Raw genomic sequence first — 23869 nt, forward strand, 5'->3', positions numbered from 1 at the left:
GTGTAAGGCTTCCGGTAATTGGAGCAGGAACTTTTGCACCGCTGTGCGCCTTTCCGCTTGTGGAGAATATCTGTGGGACAGAAAACGTTCTTATGGTCGGGAAAAGTCCGATGGACGAAAAGGTTCCCCTTGACAGCGCCGCCCCTCCGTGCCATAATAGGTATGTAATTATCGTTATTTAAACGATAATATCGTCATCCGATGAGAAAGGGTGTGCAAGAGCATGAAAACAGTACCAGTGATTTATCAACCCGGCGTTGTGCCCACCGAAATTTACAGCGGCGTGCCCTCCTTTATGGGAATGCCCGTGGCGAAAACGCCCGAGGATTTAAAGCAGTATGACTTCGCTGTGATGGGAGTGCCTTTTGAGGGAGGATGCACCTACGGTGGTTTCTCCTCCTGTGTGGTCTCCCCCAAGACCATCCGGTCCGTGTCCACTCGGTATGTAGGCTACCTGCCGGACTACGACTTTGACACCTTTGACTACATGACCTGCTGCGATTATGGCGATGTGCCCATCCAGAACGGTAGTTATGAGTTCAGCTTTGCCTCCATGCGCAAGGGAATTGGGGAGATACTGGACGCAGGCTGTGTGCCCATTACCTTCGGTGGAGACCACTCCATCTCCTATCCGCTTATCAGCGAACTGTGCAAGCGCCACAAGAAGCGGGTGGGTGTGCTTCATTTTGACGCGCATCTGGACACCATGCCCTCCTTCGGAGACGACTTATATTCCCGCTGCTCCCCCTTTAACCGTCTATATGGGGATGAGAATTTTGACTCCACCAAGATTGTCCACATTGGCATCCGCGGGCCGCGGAATCACCATCAGGAGCGCATCGAGGCCCGGAAGGCCGGGGCCACGGTGATTACCGCCCGGGAAATCAAACTCAATGGCTGGCAGGCGTCCATCCAGAAGGCCATTGATATTGCCAGTAAGGACACTGATGCGCTGTATGTCACCGTCTGTTCTGATGTGCTGGATGCCGCTGCCAATCCACAGGGGCCCTTCGACCCCTGCGGACCCACCTCTTTCGAGGTAGCTATGATGCTTCACGAGGCGGGCAAAGCGGGAGCTGCCGCCTTCGACTTCGTGGAGATCTACCCGGAGACCTGCGGCGCCCATCAGTCCGCACACACAGCCTGTTGGATGGCGCTCTATTTTATGAACGGCGTGGCCCAACATCGCTTCGGCGGACAGAAGTGAGGAGCCCGCTCGCTCGCATCATCAAATAAAACGCCCGCGGGGGCCTGCACAATGCAGTCCCCGCGGGTGTTTTTCTTATAAAAGCTCCTCCCGCACATAGTTGGCCAGAGCGCGCATGGGGACAAGAGCCTGCTCCCCCACGTCATGGACCACGGAGGAGGAGGCCACGATGCTTACGGTACCGTACAGTGTGCCGTTGCTGCGTAGTATAGGGACCGCAATGCAGCTGATGCCCACACCGAACTCATCAAACTCGGTGGAGTAGCCCTGCGCTCCAATCCGTTCCAGCTCCGCCTCAAGCTCATCCCGGGTGGTCAAGGTGTGCTTGGTATACTTGGTGGGAACGAAGGTGCGGTAAAAGGCCTCTCGCCGGGTCGCATCCATATAGTACAAAACCAGCTTTCCAGAAGCGGTGGCATTCAGGGTAAAGACTGCGTTCAGCCGCGTGAGGAAGATATAGTGAGATTCAATGGGATTGACGACTTCTACGGCAAAGATATTGTCGTTGCTGATGCGCTGCATGCGGGCGGATACCTGAAAGCGGTCGGCGATGAGTTCCAGTTTGGGCCGCACCCGGCTGCGCAGCCGGTCAATGTCGTTCATGGCGGCCAGATCCGCCTTAGGAAGAAACACCGGACCCAGCATATAAAAGTTCCCCTCCGGGATATGTTCCAAATACCCGTTGGCCAGCAGAGTATTTACCAGCCCCCGGGCCGTGTTGATATTCAGTCCCGTTCTTGCGCTGATCTGGGGCAGAGTCAGTTTCAGCTCATGTTCGCTGAAACAGTTGATGATATCAATGGCTCTCTGAACCGATTGGATGACCCGGATGTCTCGGTTTGGCATAGCTGCACGCTCCTTGCTCCGCCGGAGAATCCGGCGGATCGTTTCAGTCTATTTTACAATATTTTTATGGGTTTCTCAACCGCTATTTCCCAGCTGCCTGAAAGCAGGCGTTGCACAATCCGCACCCCACCCGTGAGGTTTTGCTTGACACGGGAGAGACTTTCCACTATAATGATATTATAGTTCTAAAAACGATATTATCGTTTTCAGACGCGTGAGTCAGAGAAGAGGGAAGGTGTGCAGGGCTGAGGGAGTGCCGCTCCCCGGTTAATCAAAACCAAAAGGTGGGGAAACGTATGGAACAAAAGTACACACTGAAAGACAAGATCAAAGCGATGGGACCCGGCATCCTCGTGGTTGGCTCCTTTATTGGACCGGGTACGGTGACCAGCGCCACCAGTGCCGGCGCGGGCTACGGATACGCCTTGCTGTGGACCGTGGTATTCTCGGTCATTGCCGTGGTGGTTATGCAGGAGATGGCCGCCCGCTTGGGGATCGTTACCCAGAACGGCCTGGCGGAGGAACTGGTGAAGGATCTGTCCGACCGGCCTCCTCTGAAGTGGTTTATGGTTGTCCTGGTGGCCGCGGCCATTACCCTGGGTGGTTTCGCGTATATGGGGGGTGACCTGACGGGAACTGCCATCGGCTTGTCCGCCATCACCGGAATTCCCTCCAACATCATCGCCCCCATTTGGGGCTGCTGTGTGCTGGTGCTGATCAATATCGGCGATGCGGTGAAATCTCTGGAAAAACTCCTGTCCATCTGTGTCACAATAATGGCTATCGTATTTGTGGTGACCATGATTGTGGTCAAGCCTGACCTGGGGGAGCTGCTCTCCGGCGCGATTCCCACGGTCCCGGAGGGCTCCATGCTCACCTGTGTCTCGCTGATCGGTACCACGGTGGTTCCCTACAATATGTTCATCCACGCCACTTCGGCCCGAAAGACCTGGCACGACCCCAAGGAGCTCCCTTTGGCCCGGTTTGACACGACCATCTCCATGATCATCGGCGGCATCATTACCGGGGCTGTTATGATTACGGCAGGTACGGTTATGCGGGGAATGGAGGTCAACTCTGCCATCGACATGGCGGTCCAGCTGGAGCCCACTCTGGGTGACTTCTCCGTTCCATTCCTGGGACTGGGCCTGATCGCCGCCGGCGTCTCCTCTGCGGTCATTACCCCGCTGGGCGTATCTTATGTGCTGGCCGGTCTGTTCGGCTGGGAGATGAGCAAGAAGGACAAGCGTTTCTTCTGGACCAATATCGCTGTGGTCGTGGCGGGCATTATCGTAGCGGCTACCGGTTTCAACCCCATTGCCATCATTATGACCGCTCAGGCCGTCAATGGTATTTTCCTTCCCATTATCGTATTCACCCTGGTCTATGTGACCAGCCGGGAGCGGGTTATGGGGAAGTATAAAAACAGTATGGTCCGCAATGTGCTGGGGATGGGCGTGTTCCTGATCTCCTTGGTCATTGGGATTAACAGCGTCATTTCTCTGTTCTAAGCCGACTGGGCGATATACCACAGCGGCCCGCCGGCATGTGCTGGCGGGCCGCTTTTCCGCTGTGGAAAGGAAAGGAAGAGGATTATGGAAGAATTGCTGGACAGCCTGCTGGCGGAGTGTCGCCCCTACACCCGGCAGGGCAAGGTGGCCACCTATATTCCGGAACTGGCCAAGGGAGATCCCTCCAATTTGGGCATCTATGTGCTCAACAGCGACGGTCGCCACTATCAGGCCGGGGACTGGCAGAAGCACTTCACCATTCAGAGTGTTGTAAAGCCCATCCTCCTGCTGCTGGCCCTGCTGGACAACGGGGAGGAGGTGGTGCGCTCCAAGGTGGGGGTGGAGGCCACAGGAAAGCCCTTCGATGCCATCAACGTCACCGATTCTCCCCTTCTCAGCGAACACCTGAACCCCATGGTCAACATGGGGGCCATTGCCATCTGCACGCTTCTCAAGGGAAAGGACTACACCGAGCGGTTTCAGCGGCTGCTGGAGTTCACCCGCCTGCTGGCGGGCAACCCGGAGATTGAGATGGATGAGGCGGTGTACCGCTCGGAGAAACGCACCGGCAGCAAAAACCGGGCGCTGGCATTTCTCTTAAAATCCTACGGCATGCTGGATGACGGGGTGGAGGAGGTGCTGGACTGCTACTTCCGGGCCTGCTCCATTCGGGTGAACAGCCGGGATCTGGCCCATATCAGCTTTGCCCTGGCCAACCACGGGAAGGCGCTCCAGTCGGACGAGCCTCTGTTCCCCGCCCGGTACGCCCGCTATGTGAACGCCATCATGCTCACCTGCGGCATGTACGATGGGTCGGGGGACTTCGCCATCCGGGTGGGCCTGCCCGCCAAGAGCGGGGTTGGAGGCGGTATTATGGCCGTGGTGCCCACCCGTATGGGCATTGGGATCTTCTCACCCGGCTTGGACGGAAAAGGGAACAGCCTGGCCGGCATTCAGATGCTGGAGCGCCTGTCCCGGCGGATGTATCTGAGTATTTTTTGACGGCGGAGTGCATAGAAGTGCTCTTGAAAGGCGGGAATGTGCGGTCTGAAGACGGCGCTTGCCCGGCATCTGATTCAATCAGCGCAAGGGAAAGCGGGAACGCGATGGGCGTTCCCGCTTAAATTCTGCCCGCCCTGTGCCGCGGAGGGGATTGGACTGGCACGCACAGCTCACAGCGATGGCGGTCCACCATACGCTTTTTATAGCGCTCCATCACAGGGCGGCTCTTATCCAGGGGGTATTCCAGGCGCTCCAGCTCAGAAAAACACAGGCTCCATGCGGTTTGTACAGCGCCTGCGGTGTGGGGAATTTGAAAAATCAGGAAACTGCCGCCTGGCGGTGTCCAGCATTGGATGGAGCCTCGTGCGGAGACCTGATATCCGGGAAGAGGAGTACAGACCTCGTAACGGCAACGGGCGGGCTCGGTTTTATCCGGGGCGCCCATGGGAATTCCATAGATTACCGTGTCCTGGTCAAAAAGACCGTTTTCGTTCAGCCACAGCTGAAACGCTTCCATCAAACGGTAGTTCTCGGCCCCGTATTTGCCGGTCCTTCCCATGGAGAGAACCGGAGCGGGGAAAATTGTTTCGGCTGTGGCGCAGATATAAAATTTCAAGATCATGACTCCAATTGGTAAAGTACATCGATGTCCATACAAATCGTAATCCCAATTAAAATGATTTTCAAGAAGTTTTTTAAATAGTTTCTTTAGTTTCTTTCTTTCTTTCTTTGGCGCGGCGACAAATCTTGAAGAAATGCCGGAGAAACGGGCTGCCGGGCCAGGATAAAAAACCCCCGCTCCTGGGGGAGCGAGGGAATGCGGGAGAGAAGATAGGAAATGGTCTCGGATTATGAGGGCATATACCCCAGGAATTTGGTGAGAGGCTCTGCAATCACCGAGCAGAAGATGGGGTTGAAAATGTCCAGCACCAGCAGGCCGAAGGGAGGGTATACGACCCAGCCGATGTGGGAGAAGCCGTGCTCGTCCATAACGGCCTTCTCATTGGCCATGGTGTTGGGACCGTTGCCCAGGCCCATGCCGATGTGGCCGGCCACAATGACGGCGGCATCGTAGTTGCGGCCGCAGCAGCGGAAGGTGACGATGTAGCAGTAGATACAGGTGGTGATGACCTGAGCGGCAAAGATGATTACGAAGGGACCGATGGCGTCCAGAATCTTGGTGATGTCAATGGTCATCATGGTCATGCCCAGGAAGATCTCCAGGCAGATGTCGCCGAAGGCGTCCAGCTCCTCGGCACGGACCTCCACATGGACCGCGTCCAGAATGTTGCGGAGGATGATGCCGCCGATCATACAGCCGATGAAGTAGGGGAACTCGATCATGGGGATCATTCCGGCCAGAATCGCAATATAGGAGCCCAGGCCGGCCGCCACGATGATCAGGCACACGCTGCTCAGCAGGTTCTTGTTATTCAGGGGGAAGATCTCTTCCTTGTTCTTCTCGCTGCGGTCCTCACCGTGCAGGTGATGGCGCTTGATCAGAGCGCGGGCCACAGGACCGCCGGTCAGACTGGCGAACACCATGCCGAAGGTGGCGCACATAATGGCCAGAACCGTGGCGTTCTCGGCGCCCAGCGCCTCATAGGTGGGGGCGATGGCGCCGGAGGTGCCCACGCCGCCCATCAGGGACAGGGAGCCCAGGCCCAGACCCTGGAGGGGATGCATGCCCAGGGCCATGGATAGGACCACGCCCAGAACATCCTGCCACAGAATCAAACCGATGGTGGCGATGGCGATGCCGATGCACACCTTACCGCCCGACTTGATGAGCTTCCAGGAGGCGGTCAGACCGACTCCGGTGAAGAAGATGTCCATGAACCACTCCTTCAGTACGGCCACGTCAAAGGTGACCTGCAGAACATTACTGGCCCGCAGGATGCCCAGCACAATGCTGACCACCAAGCCGGCGACCACGACGCCCGGGACGCAGTAGGTCTGGAAGAACTTGACCCGCTTGACTACCGCGCGTCCTACCAGAGCAACCAGGGCTGCGATGGCGGCGCTTTGCATGACGTCAAAGGAGATCTCCAACATACACACACACTTCCTTTCCGCCGGAATAGTTTTACATCTCTCATCCGGCGATTCAAAATTGGTTTGATACCGTCCGGAGCGGTGGGGAAAACCAGTCCGGCGGACTGCCTCCCAACGGTCCGCGCCCCATGCCGTCCGGTCCGTATCTCTAAGGAAAAGTGTAGTCCCCCTTGGGGACAAAGTCAATTTTTGTACCTATGGAATGACTTTTGTACGTAAAGTAACCAGAATGGCTTTGGATGATACATCCAAAGAAAAGAAAAAAATCTCCCCCGGACCGGCACATCTGCACAGTCGGGGGGAGGTTGGCCACTGGATTTGAAAGATTTGCACAAAATTTGCAAGAGACTTTTGTCGGTTTTGAATATAGAAAATTACGGCTCAGCGGTCTGCCCGGTGTAGCTGTAACGGATGGAGGGCCGGCCGCCGGTATGGTAGTCGATGGAGCTGGCCAGCTCCCCTGTCTCCACCATGTAGTTGACGTACCGCCGGATGGTGATGCGGGACAGGTGGACCTGTTCGGCGATCTCCTCGCTGGTGAGGGCCTGTCCGCGGCTGGCGGAGAGAAAGCTGCGCACCCGCTCCAGGGTGGCGGCGTTGAGCCCCTTGCTCATCTGATTTCCGCCCGGCTCCGGGCGCTCCTGCCGGCGGATCAGGCGGTCGATGGCCTGCTGGTCCAGCAGGCTGCTCTCCTGAGAACAGGAGAGCAGATTCTGTGTCTGAAGAAATTTGTCCATGGCCTGCCGGAACCGGGCGAAGGCGAAGGGCTTGACCAGATAGTCCAGCACCCCCCGGGACAACAGGCCGTGGACGATCTCACGGTCGTTGGCCGAGGTGACCATGATGATGGCGGGGTACTGCCCCATGGCGTGGAGACGGTCTACAAACTCCATGCCGTCCATGGAGGGGGTGTAGAAGTCCAGAATGATCAGATCCGGGCGGCAGTTCTCCAGCACGCCCAGGGCCTCTCCGCCGCTCTTGAGAACGTGGGCTACCTGAAAGCGGGAGTCCGTCTCCACATACTGCCGGTCGATGGCGGCCACCATGGGGTCGTCCTCAATGATGATCACTTGATATGCCATAGCTACGCCTCCTCAGGTACAGAGTCGGTAAAGGTCAGGGTAAAGCAGGTGCCCGCCCCGGCCTCGGTCATTACGTCAATGGTTCCGTGGTGCTGTTCCACCAGCTGGTGGATGAGGCACAGCCCCAATCCGCGGCCCTCCCCCTTGGAGGAGACTCCTTTTTCAAAGATATGGGGCTGGATCTCCGGGTCCACGCCGCCGCCGGTGTCCTCACAGACGATCACATTGCAGTCCGGGCGGCAGTAGAGGGCCAGCCGGATCTCCTTGAGGTCATGTTCGCCCCGGGAGAGCTCCTCCACCGCGTTCTCCAGCAGATTGCCCACGATGGTCACATAGTCCTCCTCAGGCAGCAGCAAATCCTCCTGGCGGCAGTAGCTGTCCGGGGCCACCGCCAGGCGGATGCCCAGCTCGGCGGCGTGCATCATCTTGCCGATGACCAGGGCGCAGATGCGGGAGACCCGGATGCAGTCGGCGGTCTCCCGGATGGCCTGGCTGGACACCAGGCTGCTGTTGATAATAAAGGAGGCCGCCTTCTCCGTCTCCCCGGTCTGGAGGTAGCCCAGGATCACGTGGAGCTTGTTCATAAACTCGTGGTTGAAGAAGCGCAGGGTGTCCAGCATGTAGTGGGCGCCGGAGAGCTCGTCGGACAGCTTCTGGAGCTCGGTCTTGTCGTGAAAGACGTTCAGCACCCCGCTGGAGCCGGACTTTCCCGGGATGGGAATTTCACTGGAGAGCACCGGATGGCCGCTGATGACGCAGGAGCGGTTGTGGACCGCCTCCCCGGTGCGGGCCGCCTGGACACAGGAGCTCTCGGGAAAGACCTGGTTCAGCTTGCGGCCTTTCAGGGCCTTTTCACTCTTCTGGAGCAGCCGGCAGGCGGTCTGATTGGCAAAGACCACCTTGCCTTTGGGGTCGGTGGCCACCAGGCCGTCCTCCACCGCGTTGAGCACCTCCCCCTGCTGCAGATAGAGCTCCAGCAGTTCGGTGGGGTGGTAGCCCAGCAGGGAGCGGCGCAGCAGGGCCACCAGCCCCCTGGAGAGCCCCAGGGCCACCACAAGGGCGGTGCAGAACAGCAGAATGCAGTAGAGAATCAGGCTTTGAATATGGGCATAGATATCGGAGATAAACACCGAGGTCATCACAAAGCCCAGGATGGTCCCGTCCGTGTCCTCCACCGCGTGGAATGCCCTGCGCTGAGTGCCATGTGTTCCGTATCCGGTGGTGATGTAGGGCTCGCTGCCCTGGAGAATGGCCTCCTGGTCCCCGTTCACAAAGGAATCCCCCGCGTCCTGCCGGTTGGTATGGTAGAAGCGCAGGCTGTTGGCGTCACAGATGACAATCACATGCAGGTCTTCCAGGCTCTCGTTGAAGGAGTCCAGCTCCTTGGTGACTTCCGGGTCTGGGTACCCCTGCTTCAGCATGTTTTTTACCGAGTCCAGAGAGGCGATGTAGGAGGCGGAGGAGCGGATCAGGCTGTCGGTGGACTGCATCTGCCGGTTGATGTCCAGGATCAGGCTCACCCCCATGGTCAGGAGGAGCAGGACGGCGGCAAAGCCCACAAAGCTGGCAAAGAGCTGCTTTTCCAGGGAAAAGCGCTGGAAGGTATGAAACATAGCGCACCTCCGTCTCGTTGGGAAATAGAAACCGGGCGCAGAGGCGAAGCCCGCCCCCGCGCCCAGAGAAATCAGGCGGTCAGAGTCCCTCCATCAGGTTGACCCGCATATAGTCCTCGTCGATATTGACCTCGGCGACAAACTCCGGCACGGCGGGGATCATCCACTCCCGCTCGCCCCCCCGGACCACGTACACATTGTTGGCGGGGAGGGTGAGCACGTCGGCGATCTTTCCCAGCACGGCGCCGTTTTTGGCGTCCCGCACCTCCATCCCCATCAGGTCGGCCAGGAAGAAGCTGCCCTCGGGCAGGTCGGCGTCCTTCCGGTCGATGTACAAAATGGCGTTGCGCAGGGCCAGCGCGCCGTTTACATCGGTGATGTCCTTCAGCTTCAGAATCACCATGTTTTTATGGACCCGGGCCCGCTCCACCTGGATGGGCCAGTGGGTCTCATCCACATAGAGGGTCTTGAACCGGCACAGAAAGTCGGGGGAGTCCGCCCAGGGCTGGACCCGCACCTCGCCCATGAGGCCGTGGACGTTGGTGATCTTCCCCACTTCCAGATACTGCTGCTTCATGGTTGAAAACCTCCTTTTGAGGGGTTATGGTATAACAAAAAATCTCCTGCGGCGCGACCGGCGCGGGCAGGAGACTCCTTGTGAGGGGGATCAGTCGACGATCTCCACCGAGACGCGCTTGCCGGACCGCTGGGCCACGGAGCGGATCAGGGTGCGGATCTCTTTGGCGATGCGGCCCTGGCGGCCGATCACCTTGCCGGTGTCCTCCGGGGCGACGCGCAGCTCCAGAATGGTCTCGCCGTCGGACTGGATCTCATTGACAGAGACCTGCTCCGGGTGATCCACCAGATTCCGGGCCACATAGGTCAGAAGCTCTTTCATTGTGCAGACCTCCAGCCTTAGATTGCGCCGGCCTTTTTCAGCAGATCACGGACGGTCTCCGTGGGCTGAGCGCCGGTCTTGATCCAAGCCTGGGCGCGGTCCACGTCCACCTTCAGCTCAGCGGGGTTGACGACGGGGTTGTAAGTGCCGATCTCCTCGATGAAACGGCCATCCCGGGGATAGCGGGAGTCGGCCACGACGATGCGGTAGAAGGGAGCCTTCTTGGCGCCCATGCGGCGCAGTCTGATTTTGACCATTTATATTCACCTCCAAATGAATTTCGTTTTATATGGAACGCGTGTGCCACGCGCTTCCAGCGTCAGTTAAAAGGGAAACCCTCCCGGCATCCCGCCGCCCATTCCGGGCATCATGCCGCCCTTCTTGCCCATGCGCTTGCGCAGGCCCCGGGGCAGCTTGCCGCCGGAGAACTGCTTGGTCAGGGACTGGAGCAGCTCAAACTGCTTCAGAAGGCGGTTCACGTCCACCACCTGGGTGCCGGAGCCGGCGGCAATGCGCTTTTTCCGGCTGGAGTTGAGCACAGAGGGGTTCTCCCGCTCATAGGGGGTCATGGACTGGATGATGGCGGACATCTGCTTGAACATATTGGTGTTCAGATCGGCCCCCTCCAAATCGGAGGCCTTCACGCCGGGGAGCATCCCCGCCAGCTCGGTGAGGGAGCCCATATTTTGAAGCTGAGCCATCTGCTCATAGAAATCGGTGAGGGTAAATTTGTTTTTCCGCAGCTTCTCCTGAAGCTCCAGGGCCTTCTTCTGGTCGAAGTTCTGCTCCGCCTTCTCAATGAGGGAGAGCACGTCGCCCATGCCCAGGATGCGGCTGGCCATGCGGTCGGGGTGGAAGACCTCGATCTGGTCCAGCTTTTCGCCCACGCCCACAAACTTGATGGGTTTGCCGGTGACCGCCTTGATGGACAGTGCCGCGCCCCCTCGGGCGTCGCCGTCCAGCTTGGTAAGCACCACCCCGTCGATGTCCAGGGCGTCGTCAAAGGCCTTGGCCGCGTTTACCGCGTCCTGGCCGATCATGGCGTCCACCACCAGCAGGATCTCAGTGGGCTCCACCGCCGCCTTGATGCGCCTGAGCTCATCCATCAGCTCCTCGTCCACGTGGAGCCGTCCGGCGGTGTCCAGGAACACCAGATCGTTGCCGTGCTCCCTGGCGTGGGCGATGGCCGCCTTGGCGATCTCCACCGGGTCGGTCTGGCCCATCTGGAACACGGGGATGTCCAGCTGTTTGCCCACCACCTCCAGCTGCTGAATAGCGGCGGGGCGGTAGATATCGCAGGCGGCCAGCAGGGGGCGCTTGCCCTCCTTGCGCTTCATGAGGCCAGCCAGCTTGGCGCAGTTGGTGGTCTTGCCCGCGCCCTGAAGGCCCACCATCATCACCACGGTGGGGGGCTTGGAGGCGATGGTCAGCTTGGTGCTCTCGCCGCCCATCAGGCCGGTGAGCTCCTGGTTGACGATCTTAACGATCTGCTGGGCGGGGGAGAGGGCCTCCAGCACGTCGGCGCCCACCGCCTTCTCGGTGACCTGGGCAATGAACTGCTTGACCACCTTATAGCTCACGTCGGCCTCCAGCAGAGCCAGGCGGATCTCCCGCATGGCCTCCTTCACATCGGCCTCGGTCAGCCGCCCTTTGCCGCGCAGCTTTTTAAAGGCGGCGGAGAGCTTTTCGGTCAGTCCTTCAAATGCCATGGGTCACTCCTTCTCCATCTGCTGGGCCAGGTTCAGGATCTTGCGGGCCTGGGCCTCCAGCTCCGGGTCGTCATACCGGGCACTGCGGGCCAGAATGGCCTGGGCGGCGCCCTCCACCTCCTGAAGCTGCTTCTGCATGGCGTGGAAGCGCTTGATGAGGCCGGTCTTGTCCTCCAGGTCGGTGAGGATTGCCTCCGCCCGGACGATCACGTCCCGGACGCCCTGGCGGGTGATGCCGTTGTTCTCGGCGATCTCGGCCAGGGACAGGTCCTCATTATAGTAGAGGTCGTAGAACTCCTTCTGCCGGGGAGTGAGAACGTCCCCGTAAAAATCATACAGAAGGGCCATCCGGTATGCCTGGCTTTTCATGTTCTGCGGCCTCCTCTCGGCTTCATGTAAAGCCTAAAAACTTTACAAACGGAACTATACCACATTCTCCCTCGTTTGTCAATCCGAAATTGCGCCCAAAGAGCCGGGGCTGCTTTGGTATATTCCACCATAGGGCGGGGACACTGGGATGGGAGGGAAAAATTGATTAAATCAATCTGACATGGTATAATATATCCTGATTTAAATTTGGGAGGTTCTCCCAAGGAAAGGAATCCCCATGGAAGTATTGCGACGGGAGCTGTTTCCCGGGGTGTGGCTTCGGACGGTCCACACCAACAAGTTTAAAAGTTCATACCTGTCCCTGACCCTGATGGTCCCCCTGTCGGCGGAGACCGCCTCGGCCAACGCTCTGATTCCGGCGGTGCTCCGCAGGGGGACGGAGGCCCACCCGGATCTGGAGTCCCTGTCCGCCGCCCTGGACGAGCTGTACGGCGGGGCCATCGAGCCCATCGTCCGCAAGAAGGGGGAGACTCAGTGCGTGGGGTTTGCGGCCAGCTTCCTGGACGACGCCTACGCCCTGGAGGGGGAGCCGGTCCTGGAGGGGGCCGCCGCCCTGCTGGGGGAGCTGCTCCTGCGCCCCCGCACCGAGAAGGGGATGTTTTATCCCGACTATGTGGCGGGGGAGCGGTCCAACCTGGTGGACCGCATCCGGGCCCAGGTGAACGACAAGCGGTATTACGCCCTGTCCCGCCTCACCCAGCTCATGTGCCAGGGGGAGGCCTTCGGGGTGGACAAGCTGGGGGACGAGCGGCGCGCCGCCGCCCTCACCCCGCGAAAGCTGTGGCAGCGCTATCAGGAACTGCTGTCCACGGCGGAAATCCAGCTCTATTACTGCGGCTCCGCCGCCCCGGACCGGGTAGCCGCCGCCCTGTCCGCCGCCCTGTCCGGCCTGCCCCGGTCCGAGGAGCGGCTGGAGGCGGACTGTGAGGTGCGCCTCCACGCCGGGGCGGAGCCCCGCCTGGAGGAGGAGCGGATGGACGTGACCCAGGGCAAGCTGGCCCTGGGCTTCCGCACCGGCGGGATCACCTGCTGGGAGGAGGACTACCCCGCCCTGGTGATGTGCAACGCCGTCTTCGGGGCCACCCCTCTGTCCAAGCTGTTTTTGAACGTGCGGGAGAAGCGCTCTTTGTGCTACTACGCCAGCTCCAACCTGGAGAAGATGAAGGGGCTGCTGCTGGTGTCCTCCGGCATTGAGTTTGGCCAGTACCAGCAGGCCAGGGACGAGATCCTGGCCCAGCTGGAGGCCGTCCGCCGGGGGGAGATTGAGGAGTGGGAGCTGGAGGGCGCCCGGCGCACCCTGATCGGAGGCCATCTATCCACCCTGGACGACCAGAGCCGCCTGGAGGAGTTCTGGCTGGGCCAGACGGCGGCCGGCCTGGACACCGGCATTGAGGAGCTGGTGGAGAGGCTGAAGACCGTCACCCGGGAGCAGGTGGCCGCCGCCGCCCAAAAGCTGGAGCTGGACACCGTCTATTTCCTCAACGGAAAGGAGGGGTGAGGACCCATGAATCACTTGGATTTTCCACGGGTGGGGGAGCGGATGTACCGGGAGGTGCTGGAGAACGGCCTTCACGTGTTTGTATTTCCCAAGCCCGAGTTTCAAAAGAGCTACGCCTTTTTCGCCACAAACTACGGCGGTATGGACCTGCGGTTCTGCCTGGACGGGACCTGGCACGACACCCCCGCCGGGGTGGCCCACTACCTGGAGCACAAGATGTTCGACACCAGGGAGGGCAACGCCCTCCAGAAGCTGACGGCCAACGGGGCCTCCCCCAACGCCTTTACCAGCAACGCCATCACCGGGTACTACTTCGAGTGCACCGAGCAGTTTGAGGAGAACCTGAAGACCCTCCTCTCCTTCGTCTCCGTCCCCTACTTCACCCAGGAGAGCGTGGACAAGGAGCAGGGGATCATCGGCCAGGAGATCGGCATGATCGAGGACGACCCGGACTGGAAGGTGTTCACCAACCTGATGAAGGGGCTGTATGAGCACCACCCCATCCGCCTGAGCGTGGCCGGGTCGGTGGAGTCCATTGCCCGCATCACCCCCCAGACCTTGTACGACTGCCACAAGGCCTTCTACGACCCGGCCAACATGGTGCTGTGCGTGGCGGGGAATCAGGACCCGGAGCGGGTGTGCCAGATCGCCCGGGAGATCCTGCCGAAAACGGCGGGGCCCATCGCCCAGAAGGACTACGGCCCCCAGGAGCCGGAGGGGGCCTTCCAGAGCCTGGTGGAGGAGCGCCTGGCGGTGTCCGGCCCCATCTTCCAGCTGGGCTGCAAGGGGGACGCCCCGGAGCGGGGGGAGGCGGGCCTGCGCCAGCAGCTGCTGGGCGAGCTGGCCTGTGAGGTGCTGCTGGGCAACTCCACCCCCCTGTACGCCCGCCTCTATCAGGAGGGGCTCATCAACCGGAATTTCAGCTACGGATATGACAGCGTCCCCGGCTGCGCCTTTCTGGCGGCAGGGGGCGAGTCCCGGGACCCGGAGGCCGTCCGGGCTGCCGTGGAGGCGGAGGCCAGAAGGATTGAAGCAGAGGGCGTGGACCCGGGGCTGTGGGACCGGGTGAAGAAGGGGGTCTACGGATGGAGGGTGCGAAGCCTCAACTCCTTTGAGACCCTGTGCGTGAATCAGGCCCAGAACTTCTTTGCCGGACGGGAGTACCTGCGCTTTGCCGACCTGTTCGCGGATATCCGGAAGGAGGACGTGGAGGCCCTCATCGCCCGGTGGGTGACTCCGGCGCGCACCTCCCTGTCTGTCATCCGGCCCAAGGAGGTGGGGTGACCATGGTGCATGTGGTATCGTTTCCCGGCCTTGGACTGGAGTTCACCCTGAACCGGGTGGCCTTTGAGATCCTCGGCCGGCCGGTGTACTGGTATGGCATCATCATCGCCTGCGGCCTGCTGCTGGCGGTGTACCTGTGCTCCAAATGGGCACCCCGGTTCGGCGTGGTGCCCGACCACATCCTGGACCTGATGATCTTCGCGGTGCCCGCGGCTCTGGTGGCCATCCGGGCCTACTATGTGATTTTCAACCTGGACCTGTACAAAAATACGGACGGCTCTCTGAACTGGGCGGCCATCCTCCGGTACAGCGACGGGGGATTGGCCATCTACGGGGCCATCATCTCGTCGGCCATCGTGCTGCTCATCTTCTGCCATGTGCGGAAGGTGAGCTTCCTGGCCTTCGCCGACCTGGGGGTCCACGGGCTGTTTATCGGCCAGCTCATCGGCCGGTGGGGCAACTTTATGAACGTGGAGGCCTACGGCGGGGTGACCGACCTGCCCTGGCGCATGTGCAGCGAGTCCATCGCCCAGGACATGCTCGCCCAGGGGTATGTGGACCAGGCGGGCTTTCAGGCCATCCTGGACGGGACCCTGGGGGTACATCCCACCTTCTTCTATGAGTCGGCCTGGAACTTTATCGGCCTGATTCTGGTCTACCTCATTGGAAAGCGGTGGCGGAAGTACGACGGGGAGTGCTTCCTGTTCTATCTGTGCTGGTACGGTCTGGGCCGGGCCTGGATCGAGGGCATGCGCACCGACAGCCTGTACTTTTTCGGCCTGGAGCTGTTCGGGGCGCCCATCCGGGTGTCCCAGATGGTGGCGGCGGTGTGTTTTGTGGCGGCGGGAGCCATCCTGCTCTACAACCGCTTCCGCCCCCACGACCCAGCCAAACTGTATGTGAACCGCCTCAAGGCCCAGGCGGAGCAGAAATCCGACGACAAGAGCGATAACAAGGAGGAGTAATCCGTGGCAGCGGTAGTAATGGACGGAAAGGCCCTGGCGGCCAAGGTGAAGGAGGAGGTCCGCGCCCAGGTGGAGCGGATGGAGCGCAAGCCCGGCTTGGCCGTGGTGCTGGTGGGGGACGACCCCGCCTCCCGGGTGTACGTAAACGGAAAGAAAAAGGACTGCGGGGAGTGCGGCATTTACAGCGAGGAGTACGCCATCCCGGCGGAAACCACCCAGCAGGAGCTGCTGGAGCTGGTGGACACCCTGAACGGCCGGGAGGACATCGACGGCATTCTGGTGCAGCTCCCCCTGCCCAGACACCTGAACGAGAAGGAGGTTCTGCTGGCCATCCGGCCGGACAAAGACGTGGATTGCTTCCACCCCTTCAATGTGGGGCAGCTGATGATCGGGGAGAACGGCTTCCAGCCCTGCACCCCCGCCGGGGTGATGCGGATGCTCCAGGAGTACGGCATCGACCCCGCCGGCAAGCACTGCGTCATTGTGGGCCGGTCCAATATTGTGGGAAAACCCCAGGCCATGCTCATGCTCCGGGAGAACGCCACCGTGACCATCTGCCACACCAAGACCCCCGATCTGAAGGCAGAGTGCCTCCGGGCGGACATCCTGGTGGCCGCCGCCGGCCGGGCGGGCCTCATCACCGGCGACATGGTGAAGGAGGGCGCCGTAGTGGTGGACGTGGCCATGAACCGGAACGAGGCCGGCAAGCTGTGCGGGGACGTGGACTACGCCGCCGCGGTGGAGCGGGCCTCCTATATCACCCCGGTTCCCGGGGGAGTGGGCCCCATGACCCGGGCCATGCTCATGGAGAACACCCTATACGCCGCCCGGAGCCACGGGAAAAATTGACGGCCGCTTCCGATTGGGTTGGGAACGGCAAAAATAGAATAGCGCGCGCCCCCTGGAGACTGGTATGGTCCCAGGGGGCGCGTTTTTTTCTATGAACGATATTATTCCACGTGCCGCCTGCGGCGAGGGAGGGCCAGCAGGACGATCCCGGCTGTCAGCAGGGCGCACTGGACCAGCAGGACAGCCACCGGCAGGGAAAAGGCCGGGTCCAGGGTCCCCAGGGTCAGGGGGTACTGGGTGAAAAAGCTCCCGTTCCACAGTTCCAGCGCCTCTGGCAGGGGCAGGAGGGCCAGAGCAAAGGGGAGGGGCATCCACACATAGACCAGCCAGGGCCGCACCCGCCCCAGCAGCCACCCGCTGCCCAGGGCAAACGCCAGGGGCGGGACCAGGGTGACTAGGGCGGGGAGCAGCAGCTCCCCCCACCCGTGCCAGCCGAAGTACCAACCGTAGAACACGGCGGCCTCCGCCAGAACGGCCAGCGCCAGCAGGACCGTCCCCGTCAGGGCGGCCCCGCACCGGGCCAGGGTGTACCGCCGGGGCTCCATAGGGGCGGCGTCGGTGAGTACCGCCGCACGCCGGGCTTTCCCCGAGGTGAAAAAGGTCAGCAAGAACAGGTTTCCGATCCACAGGAGCGGGACCATCCGGCACAAAAAGTCCCCGAAGCTCCAGGGGGAGAAGGGGGCGGTGTGGGATACCCCCAGGATGGTCACACGGCTCAGCACCTGCCATCCGTAGAACAGGAGCACCAGCAGAAGTCCCCCCAAAAATTTGTTCCACAGCAGGCGTCTGCACTCATATCGAAAAATCTTACCCAAGGTCCAGCTCCTCCTCCGTCAGCCCGCAGGCGGTCAAAAAGTCTTGATAGGTCAGATAGGGATAGGTATAGTCGATCTCCCGGTTGAACAGGTCGTGGAGAATCTGGTCCATGGCCTCCTCGCCGCCCACCAGCTGTTCCGCCTTCAAAATTTTCAGCGGCATCTCGCTGTAATGGCGCACGCCGGACAGACTGCCCGCGATGTTCAGCCGCTCCTCCTCAGGCAGCTTCTCCAGATATTCCGGATGGCGGACATAGAAGTTCAAAAAGTAGTCGTCCACCTCCTGCTGCCACTGTTCCACATAGTGTTTCTGCGCGTAATCCTCGCCGTACAGATCCTTGACGATGCGGTAGGTGGTGTATACCGTCAGGCCCTCGGAGGACCAGGGGCTGGTTTCATCCGTCACGTCGAACATATTGCCCAGGCCCCACCATTGGTGAACCAGCTCGTGGATGAACGTCTCACCCGGGACGGCCCCCTTGCTGGTGTTCCCCAGGTTGGCGGTGGTAAAGTCCGCCTCGTCCAGCAGGCTGGCTCCTTCTCCGGCATAGCCTCCGCCAGCCACCCGGCTCTGGATCAGCTTCAGGGTGCCCGTCGCGCCAAAGGCCGACGGAAAGCCGTAGTGCTGGGTACAGTAGCTTATCACCGCCTTCACCGCGTCCGCCGCCCCGGCGGCCTCCATGACCGCCTGGTGCTTGCGGCCGTAGTAGAACGCCACGGTGATGCCGCCGGCCTGGATGTCCTCCCGGATGTAGTCTCCGGCGTAGAGAATACCGCCGGTGCGGTTGTGGGTATAGCGCCAGGTTTTGGTGCTGTCCCCGTGCTCCGCGATCACCTCTGCCTCGCTGGTCCCAAAGGGAATGGCGGTCATGGAGGCGGGCAGGGTGATCTCCACGGTGGTGGGATAGCCCTCGTCCCCGGGTAACACGTTCAGCAGGTAGGGAAACAGCCGCTGGTTCTCCAGGCACAAGTAGGTCTCGCTGATCTCCGGCTTCCCCTGACTGGTGGAGGAGAGGTTCCAGTCCTTGGGAAAGCCTCCGTACTCCAGCGCCAGCTCCACCTGCTCGCCCGCCGGGAGGGTGATCTCCCACAGGGCCATGTTGCTCTCCTCATAGCCAGTGCGGACGGCGGGGACCGCCTCCCCGTCCACGGTGGCCGTCAGGTCATAGCCCGGGTCCACGCCAAAATAGACCGTCCACCCCTGGCCGGAGGCGTTCTGGAACCGGTAGACCGCCCGGCCCTCCACCGTGCCGGCCTGGGTGTCCGGGAATACCTGCACGGTGCGGTCCAGAAAGGTGACTCCTTCCGCGTAGTCCAGATTGTAGAGCTCCATGGCGTTCAGGTCCGGGTTGCTGTTGTCGTAGAAGGGCTGGGCGGCATAGGCCGTTCCGGAGCAGGCCAGGAGCACCAGGGCGATGGCCGGGCGGTAGAGCCGCCGGAGCCCCCGGGCCAGGGAGCCCAGAAGCCCCTTTCCGTACCGGCGGATGCACAGGTAGGACACGGCCCACACCCCCGACAGCAGCCCCAGCCAGGTCAGCCGCACATAGGCCACCGACCGGAACAGCCGGAAGTTGGTGAAGTCGTCGGACATGGCCCACACGCTGGGGTTGAGCCAGCACAGCTGCCACTGGTCCGCCCACACGGTGAGGCTCAGCCCGGCAAAGGCGGCAAAGAGCACCAGGGACAGGTCCGCCCGCCGGGTGATCTGATAGGCGGAGGCGGCGGCCAGAATGGACAGGGGCAGGGCCAGCCCCAGAAACAGGAGGTAGGAGAGTACATAGTCCGTCCCGGTAAAGACGGAGCCGATGAGCCCTAAACTGATGGGAAACCACACCGCTATGGTGAGGACGGTGGCCAGCACCGCTCCGGCCAGCAAGGCCAGCAGGCGCACCCACGCCATGGTGTGGGGAGAGACCGCCGCGTCCATGAGCATGTCCACCCGGCTGCGGCCGGTGCGGTCCAGCTCGAAGATGGTGAGCAGGGCGAACAGAATGCCGCCCCCCACGCCGCCCGCCAGGGCCGGGTTGGCCAGATACAGGGAGAGCATGGTGTCGGAGTAGGCGGGCTGGTAGAGAATGAGACCCGCCGCGGGAGAGACCGCCGTCAGCAGGATCACCAGCCAGGTCAGGCGGCTGCGCAGCAGCCGCCCCAGCTCCAGGGAAAACAGCCGGATCGTTTTCATTGGACCGCCTCCCGGGAGATGAGATAGAGGTAGGCGTCCTCCAGGGTGGGCTCCGCCGGCTGGGCATAGGTGGGGAGGGCGTCCGCCACCGCCCGGCACCGGACGCCCCGGCTGGTGTTCACCCGGGCGGTGATGTGGAGCCCAGCATCCTGGGCGGCCTCCTGCTCCCAGAAAAACCCCACGTGGCCGGCGGCCCTCTGGATCAGCTGCTCCGGTGTACCGGTAAACAGAATCTTTCCGTGGTGGATCACAACCAGCTGATCGCACACCGACTGCACGTCCTCAATGATGTGGGTGGACAGCAGGACCAGCCGCTCCCGGGCGGTCTGGGAGAACAGGTTGCGGAAGTGGATGCGCTCCTCCGGATCCAGTCCCACCGTGGGCTCGTCAAAGATCAGAAAGGCGGGGGCCCCCAGCAGGGCCTGGGCGATGCCCACCCGCTGGCGCTGGCCGCCGGACAGGGTACGGATCTTGGCCCGTGCCTTCTCCTCCAGGTTGACGGCCTGAATGGCACGCTGGATGGCGGCTTTCGCCTCCCGCAGCCCCTTCAGGGCCGCCATGTAGTCCAGAAACTGGGTGACCGTGAGCTCGTCGAACAGCCCGAAGTCCTGGGGCAGATAGCCCAGCCGGGCTTTCAGCTGCCGCTCCCCCTTGGCCAGGGGTTGCCCATCCACCAGAATGGAGCCGGAGGTGGGCAGCAGGGCGGCCACCAGCAGCTTCATCAGGGTGGACTTGCCCGCCCCGTTAGGGCCCAGCAGGCCGATAAGGCTGGGACTACGCAGGTCCAGGTTCAGGTCCTTCAGCGCCTGTTTCCCGTTGGGATAGGTCATGCTGACATTTTGAATGCTGATTTCCATACGATCTGGTTCCTTTCTCCTTGGGATGGGGAAAGGATACCAGGGCTGTGTGGAGGAAGTTTGGAGAGCGTGTGTGTTTTGTGTGGAATTCCCGGCGCCGGGTGCGCCCCGGTCAAAAAAAGTCCGCCGCAGAACCAAACAGTTCTGCGGCGGACCCTTCCATGAACTGGAACCGTCAAGGGTGCAGGGAATAAAATCGATTCAACTGCCCGGCCAAAGCAATCGGATTTTCTTCATTTACGACATGGCCGGTGTTCGCCAGGATCTGAAGTTCCGCCCCCCGGATGTGTTGGGCCAGAAAGCGGGCCGATTTGAGATTCGTACTGTCCTTTTCTCCGCAGAGGATCAGAGCCGGACACCGGACCTCCTTTACTCTGCCGCTGAAATCCAGATCCTTCATGGAATTTCCCAGGGCAAAGGTGTCCTTTTTATCAAAGGCCATAGACGCAAACGTGGACTGGGGAAGAAGGCGAAACACCACGTTCTGGAGGGCGAAGGCCGCCTTGGGAACCTTGTGGGGCGTGCCGATCAGCACCAGTGTTTTGACGGCCTCCGGGTGCTCCAGCGTGTAGTCCAGGGCCAGGATGCCGCCCAGAGAGAGGCCGCATAGGTGGACCGGGCCGCCGGCTTGAGCGCAGTACGCCCCAAAGGCGGCGCGGAGATTGGGGTAGCTGGCCTCTTTCCCCATCAGCAGGGAGGAGAGCTCGGGGCACAGGACGTCTCCGCGGCAATCCAGGCGGGAAACCGTCTCGTTCCAGCTGGCCGCCTTGTGCCCGGAGCCGTGGATCAGAATGACTTTCTCCATAGGTATCCCTTCCCAATTCGGCGTTTCAAGTTTGTTTTATTCATCGTACCATATCTTCCGTGGGAAGTCCAGGACTGTGACAGGGTAAAAACTGTGCCGTGACCTTCACCCCGTCCTCCGTATTTTCCACGGCACACGTGGCCTCGTGCCGGTCCAGAATCATCTTCACCAGGTAGAGTCCCAGCCCGCTGCCGCCGGTGCTCCGGTTCCGGGAGGTTTCAGCCCGGTAGAAGGCCTCAAACAGGTGGGGCAGGGCCTCCTCCGGGATGCGGGCCCCGGTGTTCTCCACCGTCAAAGCGGGGCGGCTGTCCCGGAATCCGCACCACACCCGAATCCGGGCCCTCTGGGGGGAGTAGAGGGCAGCGTTGGAGAGCAGGTTCCCAACTGCCCTGCCCAGCAGAGAGGGGTCTCCGGTGACCAAGACCCCCGGGGTCAGAGCGGAAACAAGTTCCTGTTCCCGCTGGCGGAACAGCTCCGCGTCCTGCTGGAGCCGCCCCGCCGTCAGGGCGGACAAGTCCACCGTCTCCTGCCGGAGGGCGGCTGCGCCGGACTCCATCCGGGAGATGGCCAGCATCTCCCCAATGAGATTTTCCATCCGCCCGGTGGTCTGGAGGGAGCGCAGCAGGTACTTGTCCCGGTCCTGGTATACCCCCACCCCCTCCAGCATGCCGGAGAGCTGTCCCTTCAAAATGGTGACCGGGGTTTTCAGCTCGTGGGAGGCGGCGTTGAAGAAGGCCATCCGCTGCCGGTCCAGCTCCCGCTCCCGCTCCACCTCCCCCCGCAGGGCCCGGTTGGCCCCCTCCAGGTCGGTGAGGGCGGCGGACAGTTTCCGGGCCATCTGGTCCAGGCTGCGGCCCAGCCGGCCGATCTCATCCCTGCGCTTCTCGCCGCTCTCCCATTGAAAGTCCAGCTGTGCCATTTTTCCGGCGATTCCGCTCAGGCGTACAATGGGCCGGGTGATGTACCGGGAGTACACCAGGGCGCACAGCAGGGAAAAGATCAACAGCACCAGCAGAATCCACGGGGCCATCTGGGCCAGGGCGCGGACCGCCAGGTTTTCCGCCTCCATCCGGGGGGTGACGTAGAGGGTATAGGAGTCCTCCTGGCCGGCAAAGCGCACCTCCGCAGTGATGGCGGCCTGCTCGGACATAGTGACGGCCACCGTGTCGTCTGTATGGGAGGTTCCCGCGTCATAGGTGACGGTGGAATCCCCCTGGACGGATGTGATGACCAGGGAGCTGTCCTCATATACCGGCTGGACGGCCAGCTGGGAGCCGGTGTCGGCAATCCGGCCGTCCGGCCCCACCAGCATGGCCTCCGCCCCGGAGGTGCGGATAAACTGGTCCAGCAGAGGGCCGCAGCTTTGCTCCTCCGTCCCGGCCAGTTGGTCCACCAGCTGGTCCACCTGGGCCGTCAGGTCGCCGGTGACCACCGCGGTGTAGGTGCTGGGGGTGGCCCAGGCGATGAGCCCGAAGGTGACCGCCCCGGCGGAGAGCAGGATCAGCAGGGTGATGAGAAACACCCGGGCGGTGAGGCTCTCACTCAGTTTCTTTCGCCGCACGGTAGCCCACCCCCCTCACCGTCTCGATGTAGTCCCGCCCCAGCTTTCGGCGCAGGTTTTTGATGTGGCTGTCCACCACCCGCTCGTCGCCGAAGAAGTCATAGCCCCACAGCTTGGAGAGCAGCATCTCCCGGGTGAACACCCGGCCCGGCGCGGACAGAAAAGTGTGGAGCAGCTCAAATTCCCGGGCGGTCAGCTCCAGGGGGCGGCCCTCCAGGCGGACCTCCCGGGCGTCCAGATCCAGAGAGAGCTCCCGGTAGCGCAGAGGGCCGTCCTCCACAGTTTCGCCGCTGCGGCGGAGGATGACCCGGATCTTCTCCAGCAGAACGGGCATGGAGAAGGGCTTTGTGACATAGTCGTCAATGTTCAGCCGGAATCCCCGGAGCTGCTCCTCCTCCCCGTCCAGGGCGGTGAGCATCAAAATGGGCACCTGGGACTGGCGGCGGATGAGCTCGCAGACCCCGAAGCCGTCGATCTTGGGCAGCATCAGGTCCAGCAGCACCAGGTCGAAGGGATGGGACTGGAACAGCTCCAGGGCTGCCACCCCGTCTCCGGCCGCTGTGGTTCCATACCCCGCGTCCCGGAGGTAGGCGCACAGCAGCTCCTGGATATCCGGCTCGTCCTCCACAATTAAAATGTGTTTCATAAGCCATCACCTGGAGGGAGTATACCATGGAATTGTGAATTTATCATGGAGAGGGGAAATTTTCTTCCCGAGGCTAGCTTCCGCTTCTGAGAAG

Annotated in this window: 22 protein-coding genes; 7 read left to right on the top strand and 15 right to left on the bottom strand. The window is 61.5% G+C overall.

Annotated features, from left to right (window positions below):
* The first annotated feature begins 223 nt into the window (after positions 1 to 223).
* Entirely contained in the window at positions 224 to 1207 is a 984-nt protein-coding gene (locus B5F19_RS03260) for an agmatinase family protein (RefSeq protein ID WP_087287952.1), read from the top strand.
* Positions 1208 to 1282: 75 nt separating this feature from the next.
* Here B5F19_RS03260 and B5F19_RS03265 read toward each other — a convergent pair whose 3' ends face one another.
* Positions 1283 to 2053, bottom strand: a complete 771-nt coding sequence (locus B5F19_RS03265; protein WP_087287954.1) for an IclR family transcriptional regulator — start codon at positions 2051 to 2053, stop codon at positions 1283 to 1285.
* 296 nt (positions 2054 to 2349) lie between these two features.
* On the opposite strand from B5F19_RS03265, the gene B5F19_RS03270 reads away from it, so the two are divergent.
* Positions 2350 to 3564 carry an Nramp family divalent metal transporter gene (locus B5F19_RS03270; RefSeq protein ID WP_087287956.1) on the top strand — a complete coding sequence of 405 codons (1215 nt, stop codon included), beginning with the start codon at positions 2350 to 2352 and terminating at the stop codon, positions 3562 to 3564.
* An 84-nt stretch (positions 3565 to 3648) separates the two neighbouring features.
* Positions 3649 to 4566 carry a glutaminase A gene (glsA, locus tag B5F19_RS03275; protein WP_087287958.1) on the top strand — a complete coding sequence of 306 codons (918 nt, stop codon included), beginning with the start codon at positions 3649 to 3651 and terminating at the stop codon, positions 4564 to 4566.
* A gap of 849 nt (positions 4567 to 5415) precedes the next feature.
* On the opposite strand, the gene B5F19_RS03285 is transcribed toward glsA, so the two are convergent.
* The 8 genes from B5F19_RS03285 to ylxM form a co-directional block, all read right to left on the bottom strand.
* On the bottom strand, positions 5416 to 6621 hold the full coding sequence (locus B5F19_RS03285; protein ID WP_087287962.1) for a sodium/glutamate symporter: 1206 nt from the start codon (positions 6619 to 6621) through the stop codon (positions 5416 to 5418).
* A gap of 374 nt (positions 6622 to 6995) precedes the next feature.
* Positions 6996 to 7703, bottom strand: coding sequence for a response regulator (locus tag B5F19_RS03290; protein WP_087287964.1), 708 nt, complete (start codon positions 7701 to 7703; stop codon positions 6996 to 6998).
* 2 nt (positions 7704 to 7705) lie between these two features.
* A complete protein-coding gene (locus tag B5F19_RS03295; RefSeq protein WP_087287966.1) occupies positions 7706 to 9316 on the bottom strand; it encodes an ATP-binding protein in 1611 nt (536 codons plus the stop codon).
* 79 nt (positions 9317 to 9395) lie between these two features.
* Positions 9396 to 9893 carry a ribosome maturation factor RimM gene (gene rimM / locus B5F19_RS03300; protein WP_087287968.1) on the bottom strand — a complete coding sequence of 166 codons (498 nt, stop codon included), beginning with the start codon at positions 9891 to 9893 and terminating at the stop codon, positions 9396 to 9398.
* Between the two features lie 90 nt (positions 9894 to 9983).
* Positions 9984 to 10214: a KH domain-containing protein gene (locus B5F19_RS03305; protein WP_162612506.1), complete on the bottom strand. Its 231-nt coding sequence runs from the start codon at positions 10212 to 10214 to the stop codon at positions 9984 to 9986.
* Between the two features lie 17 nt (positions 10215 to 10231).
* Positions 10232 to 10471, bottom strand: coding sequence for a 30S ribosomal protein S16 (gene rpsP, locus B5F19_RS03310; protein ID WP_087287972.1), 240 nt, complete (start codon positions 10469 to 10471; stop codon positions 10232 to 10234).
* A gap of 66 nt (positions 10472 to 10537) precedes the next feature.
* A complete protein-coding gene (gene ffh / locus B5F19_RS03315) occupies positions 10538 to 11923 on the bottom strand; it encodes a signal recognition particle protein (protein WP_087287974.1) in 1386 nt (461 codons plus the stop codon).
* A 3-nt stretch (positions 11924 to 11926) separates the two neighbouring features.
* Entirely contained in the window at positions 11927 to 12292 is a 366-nt protein-coding gene (gene ylxM, locus B5F19_RS03320) for a YlxM family DNA-binding protein (RefSeq protein ID WP_087287976.1), read from the bottom strand.
* 238 nt (positions 12293 to 12530) lie between these two features.
* On the opposite strand from ylxM, the gene B5F19_RS03325 reads away from it, so the two are divergent.
* From B5F19_RS03325 to folD, 4 genes are read left to right on the top strand one after another with little or no spacing between them, the layout of a single operon-like run.
* Positions 12531 to 13811: an insulinase family protein gene (locus tag B5F19_RS03325; protein ID WP_087287978.1), complete on the top strand. Its 1281-nt coding sequence runs from the start codon at positions 12531 to 12533 to the stop codon at positions 13809 to 13811.
* A 6-nt stretch (positions 13812 to 13817) separates the two neighbouring features.
* Complete coding sequence (locus B5F19_RS03330) at positions 13818 to 15095, top strand: pitrilysin family protein (protein ID WP_087287980.1); 1278 nt, start codon at positions 13818 to 13820, stop codon at positions 15093 to 15095.
* Between the two features lie 2 nt (positions 15096 to 15097).
* Entirely contained in the window at positions 15098 to 16060 is a 963-nt protein-coding gene (gene lgt / locus B5F19_RS03335; RefSeq protein ID WP_087287983.1) for a prolipoprotein diacylglyceryl transferase, read from the top strand.
* A gap of 18 nt (positions 16061 to 16078) precedes the next feature.
* Entirely contained in the window at positions 16079 to 16909 is an 831-nt protein-coding gene (gene folD, locus B5F19_RS03340; protein WP_087287985.1) for a bifunctional methylenetetrahydrofolate dehydrogenase/methenyltetrahydrofolate cyclohydrolase FolD, read from the top strand.
* A 101-nt stretch (positions 16910 to 17010) separates the two neighbouring features.
* Here folD and B5F19_RS03345 read toward each other — a convergent pair whose 3' ends face one another.
* The 6 genes from B5F19_RS03345 to B5F19_RS03370 all read right to left on the bottom strand — a co-directional run bounded on the left by B5F19_RS03345 (position 17011) and on the right by B5F19_RS03370 (position 23775).
* Positions 17011 to 17724, bottom strand: coding sequence for a hypothetical protein (locus B5F19_RS03345; protein ID WP_087287987.1), 714 nt, complete (start codon positions 17722 to 17724; stop codon positions 17011 to 17013).
* Positions 17717 to 19906: a hypothetical protein gene (locus B5F19_RS03350; RefSeq protein ID WP_087287989.1), complete on the bottom strand. Its 2190-nt coding sequence runs from the start codon at positions 19904 to 19906 to the stop codon at positions 17717 to 17719. Before B5F19_RS03350 ends, B5F19_RS03345 begins: the two co-directional genes overlap by 8 nt.
* Positions 19903 to 20763, bottom strand: coding sequence for an ATP-binding cassette domain-containing protein (locus B5F19_RS03355; protein ID WP_087287991.1), 861 nt, complete (start codon positions 20761 to 20763; stop codon positions 19903 to 19905). The genes B5F19_RS03350 and B5F19_RS03355 overlap by 4 nt, the downstream gene beginning before the upstream one ends.
* Before the next feature lie 175 nt (positions 20764 to 20938).
* Positions 20939 to 21568, bottom strand: a complete 630-nt coding sequence (locus B5F19_RS03360) for an alpha/beta hydrolase (RefSeq protein WP_087287993.1) — start codon at positions 21566 to 21568, stop codon at positions 20939 to 20941.
* Between the two features lie 40 nt (positions 21569 to 21608).
* Complete coding sequence (locus B5F19_RS03365; protein WP_087287995.1) at positions 21609 to 23129, bottom strand: HAMP domain-containing sensor histidine kinase; 1521 nt, start codon at positions 23127 to 23129, stop codon at positions 21609 to 21611.
* Positions 23107 to 23775: a response regulator transcription factor gene (locus B5F19_RS03370; protein WP_087287997.1), complete on the bottom strand. Its 669-nt coding sequence runs from the start codon at positions 23773 to 23775 to the stop codon at positions 23107 to 23109. Before B5F19_RS03370 ends, B5F19_RS03365 begins: the two co-directional genes overlap by 23 nt.
* Between the last annotated feature and the right edge of the window lie 94 nt (positions 23776 to 23869).

The sequence above is a fragment of the Pseudoflavonifractor sp. An184 genome (assembly GCF_002160305.1).
Classification (GTDB): domain Bacteria; phylum Bacillota; class Clostridia; order Oscillospirales; family Oscillospiraceae; genus Lawsonibacter; species Lawsonibacter pullicola.

Bases quoted from the DNA above. Each gene is read 5' to 3' on its own strand.
- B5F19_RS03350 (WP_087287989.1), bottom strand. From the start codon at position 19,906: ATGAAAACGATCCGGCTGTTTTCCCTGGAGCTGGGGCGGCTGCTGCGC.
- B5F19_RS03360 (WP_087287993.1), bottom strand. From the start codon at position 21,568: ATGGAGAAAGTCATTCTGATCCACGGCTCCGGGCACAAGGCGGCCAGC.
- B5F19_RS03290 (WP_087287964.1), bottom strand. From the start codon at position 7,703: ATGGCATATCAAGTGATCATCATTGAGGACGACCCCATGGTGGCCGCC.
- B5F19_RS03330 (WP_087287980.1), top strand. From the start codon at position 13,818: ATGAATCACTTGGATTTTCCACGGGTGGGGGAGCGGATGTACCGGGAG.
- ylxM (WP_087287976.1), bottom strand. From the start codon at position 12,292: ATGAAAAGCCAGGCATACCGGATGGCCCTTCTGTATGATTTTTACGGG.
- B5F19_RS03370 (WP_087287997.1), bottom strand. From the start codon at position 23,775: ATGAAACACATTTTAATTGTGGAGGACGAGCCGGATATCCAGGAGCTG.
- B5F19_RS03355 (WP_087287991.1), bottom strand. From the start codon at position 20,763: ATGGAAATCAGCATTCAAAATGTCAGCATGACCTATCCCAACGGGAAA.
- rpsP (WP_087287972.1), bottom strand. From the start codon at position 10,471: ATGGTCAAAATCAGACTGCGCCGCATGGGCGCCAAGAAGGCTCCCTTC.
- B5F19_RS03260 (WP_087287952.1), top strand. From the start codon at position 224: ATGAAAACAGTACCAGTGATTTATCAACCCGGCGTTGTGCCCACCGAA.
- glsA (WP_087287958.1), top strand. From the start codon at position 3,649: ATGGAAGAATTGCTGGACAGCCTGCTGGCGGAGTGTCGCCCCTACACC.
- rimM (WP_087287968.1), bottom strand. From the start codon at position 9,893: ATGAAGCAGCAGTATCTGGAAGTGGGGAAGATCACCAACGTCCACGGC.
- folD (WP_087287985.1), top strand. From the start codon at position 16,079: ATGGACGGAAAGGCCCTGGCGGCCAAGGTGAAGGAGGAGGTCCGCGCC.
- B5F19_RS03265 (WP_087287954.1), bottom strand. From the start codon at position 2,053: ATGCCAAACCGAGACATCCGGGTCATCCAATCGGTTCAGAGAGCCATT.
- B5F19_RS03305 (WP_162612506.1), bottom strand. From the start codon at position 10,214: ATGAAAGAGCTTCTGACCTATGTGGCCCGGAATCTGGTGGATCACCCG.
- ffh (WP_087287974.1), bottom strand. From the start codon at position 11,923: ATGGCATTTGAAGGACTGACCGAAAAGCTCTCCGCCGCCTTTAAAAAG.
- B5F19_RS03285 (WP_087287962.1), bottom strand. From the start codon at position 6,621: ATGTTGGAGATCTCCTTTGACGTCATGCAAAGCGCCGCCATCGCAGCC.
- B5F19_RS03295 (WP_087287966.1), bottom strand. From the start codon at position 9,316: ATGTTTCATACCTTCCAGCGCTTTTCCCTGGAAAAGCAGCTCTTTGCC.
- lgt (WP_087287983.1), top strand. From the start codon at position 15,098: ATGGTGCATGTGGTATCGTTTCCCGGCCTTGGACTGGAGTTCACCCTG.
- B5F19_RS03325 (WP_087287978.1), top strand. From the start codon at position 12,531: ATGGAAGTATTGCGACGGGAGCTGTTTCCCGGGGTGTGGCTTCGGACG.
- B5F19_RS03270 (WP_087287956.1), top strand. From the start codon at position 2,350: ATGGAACAAAAGTACACACTGAAAGACAAGATCAAAGCGATGGGACCC.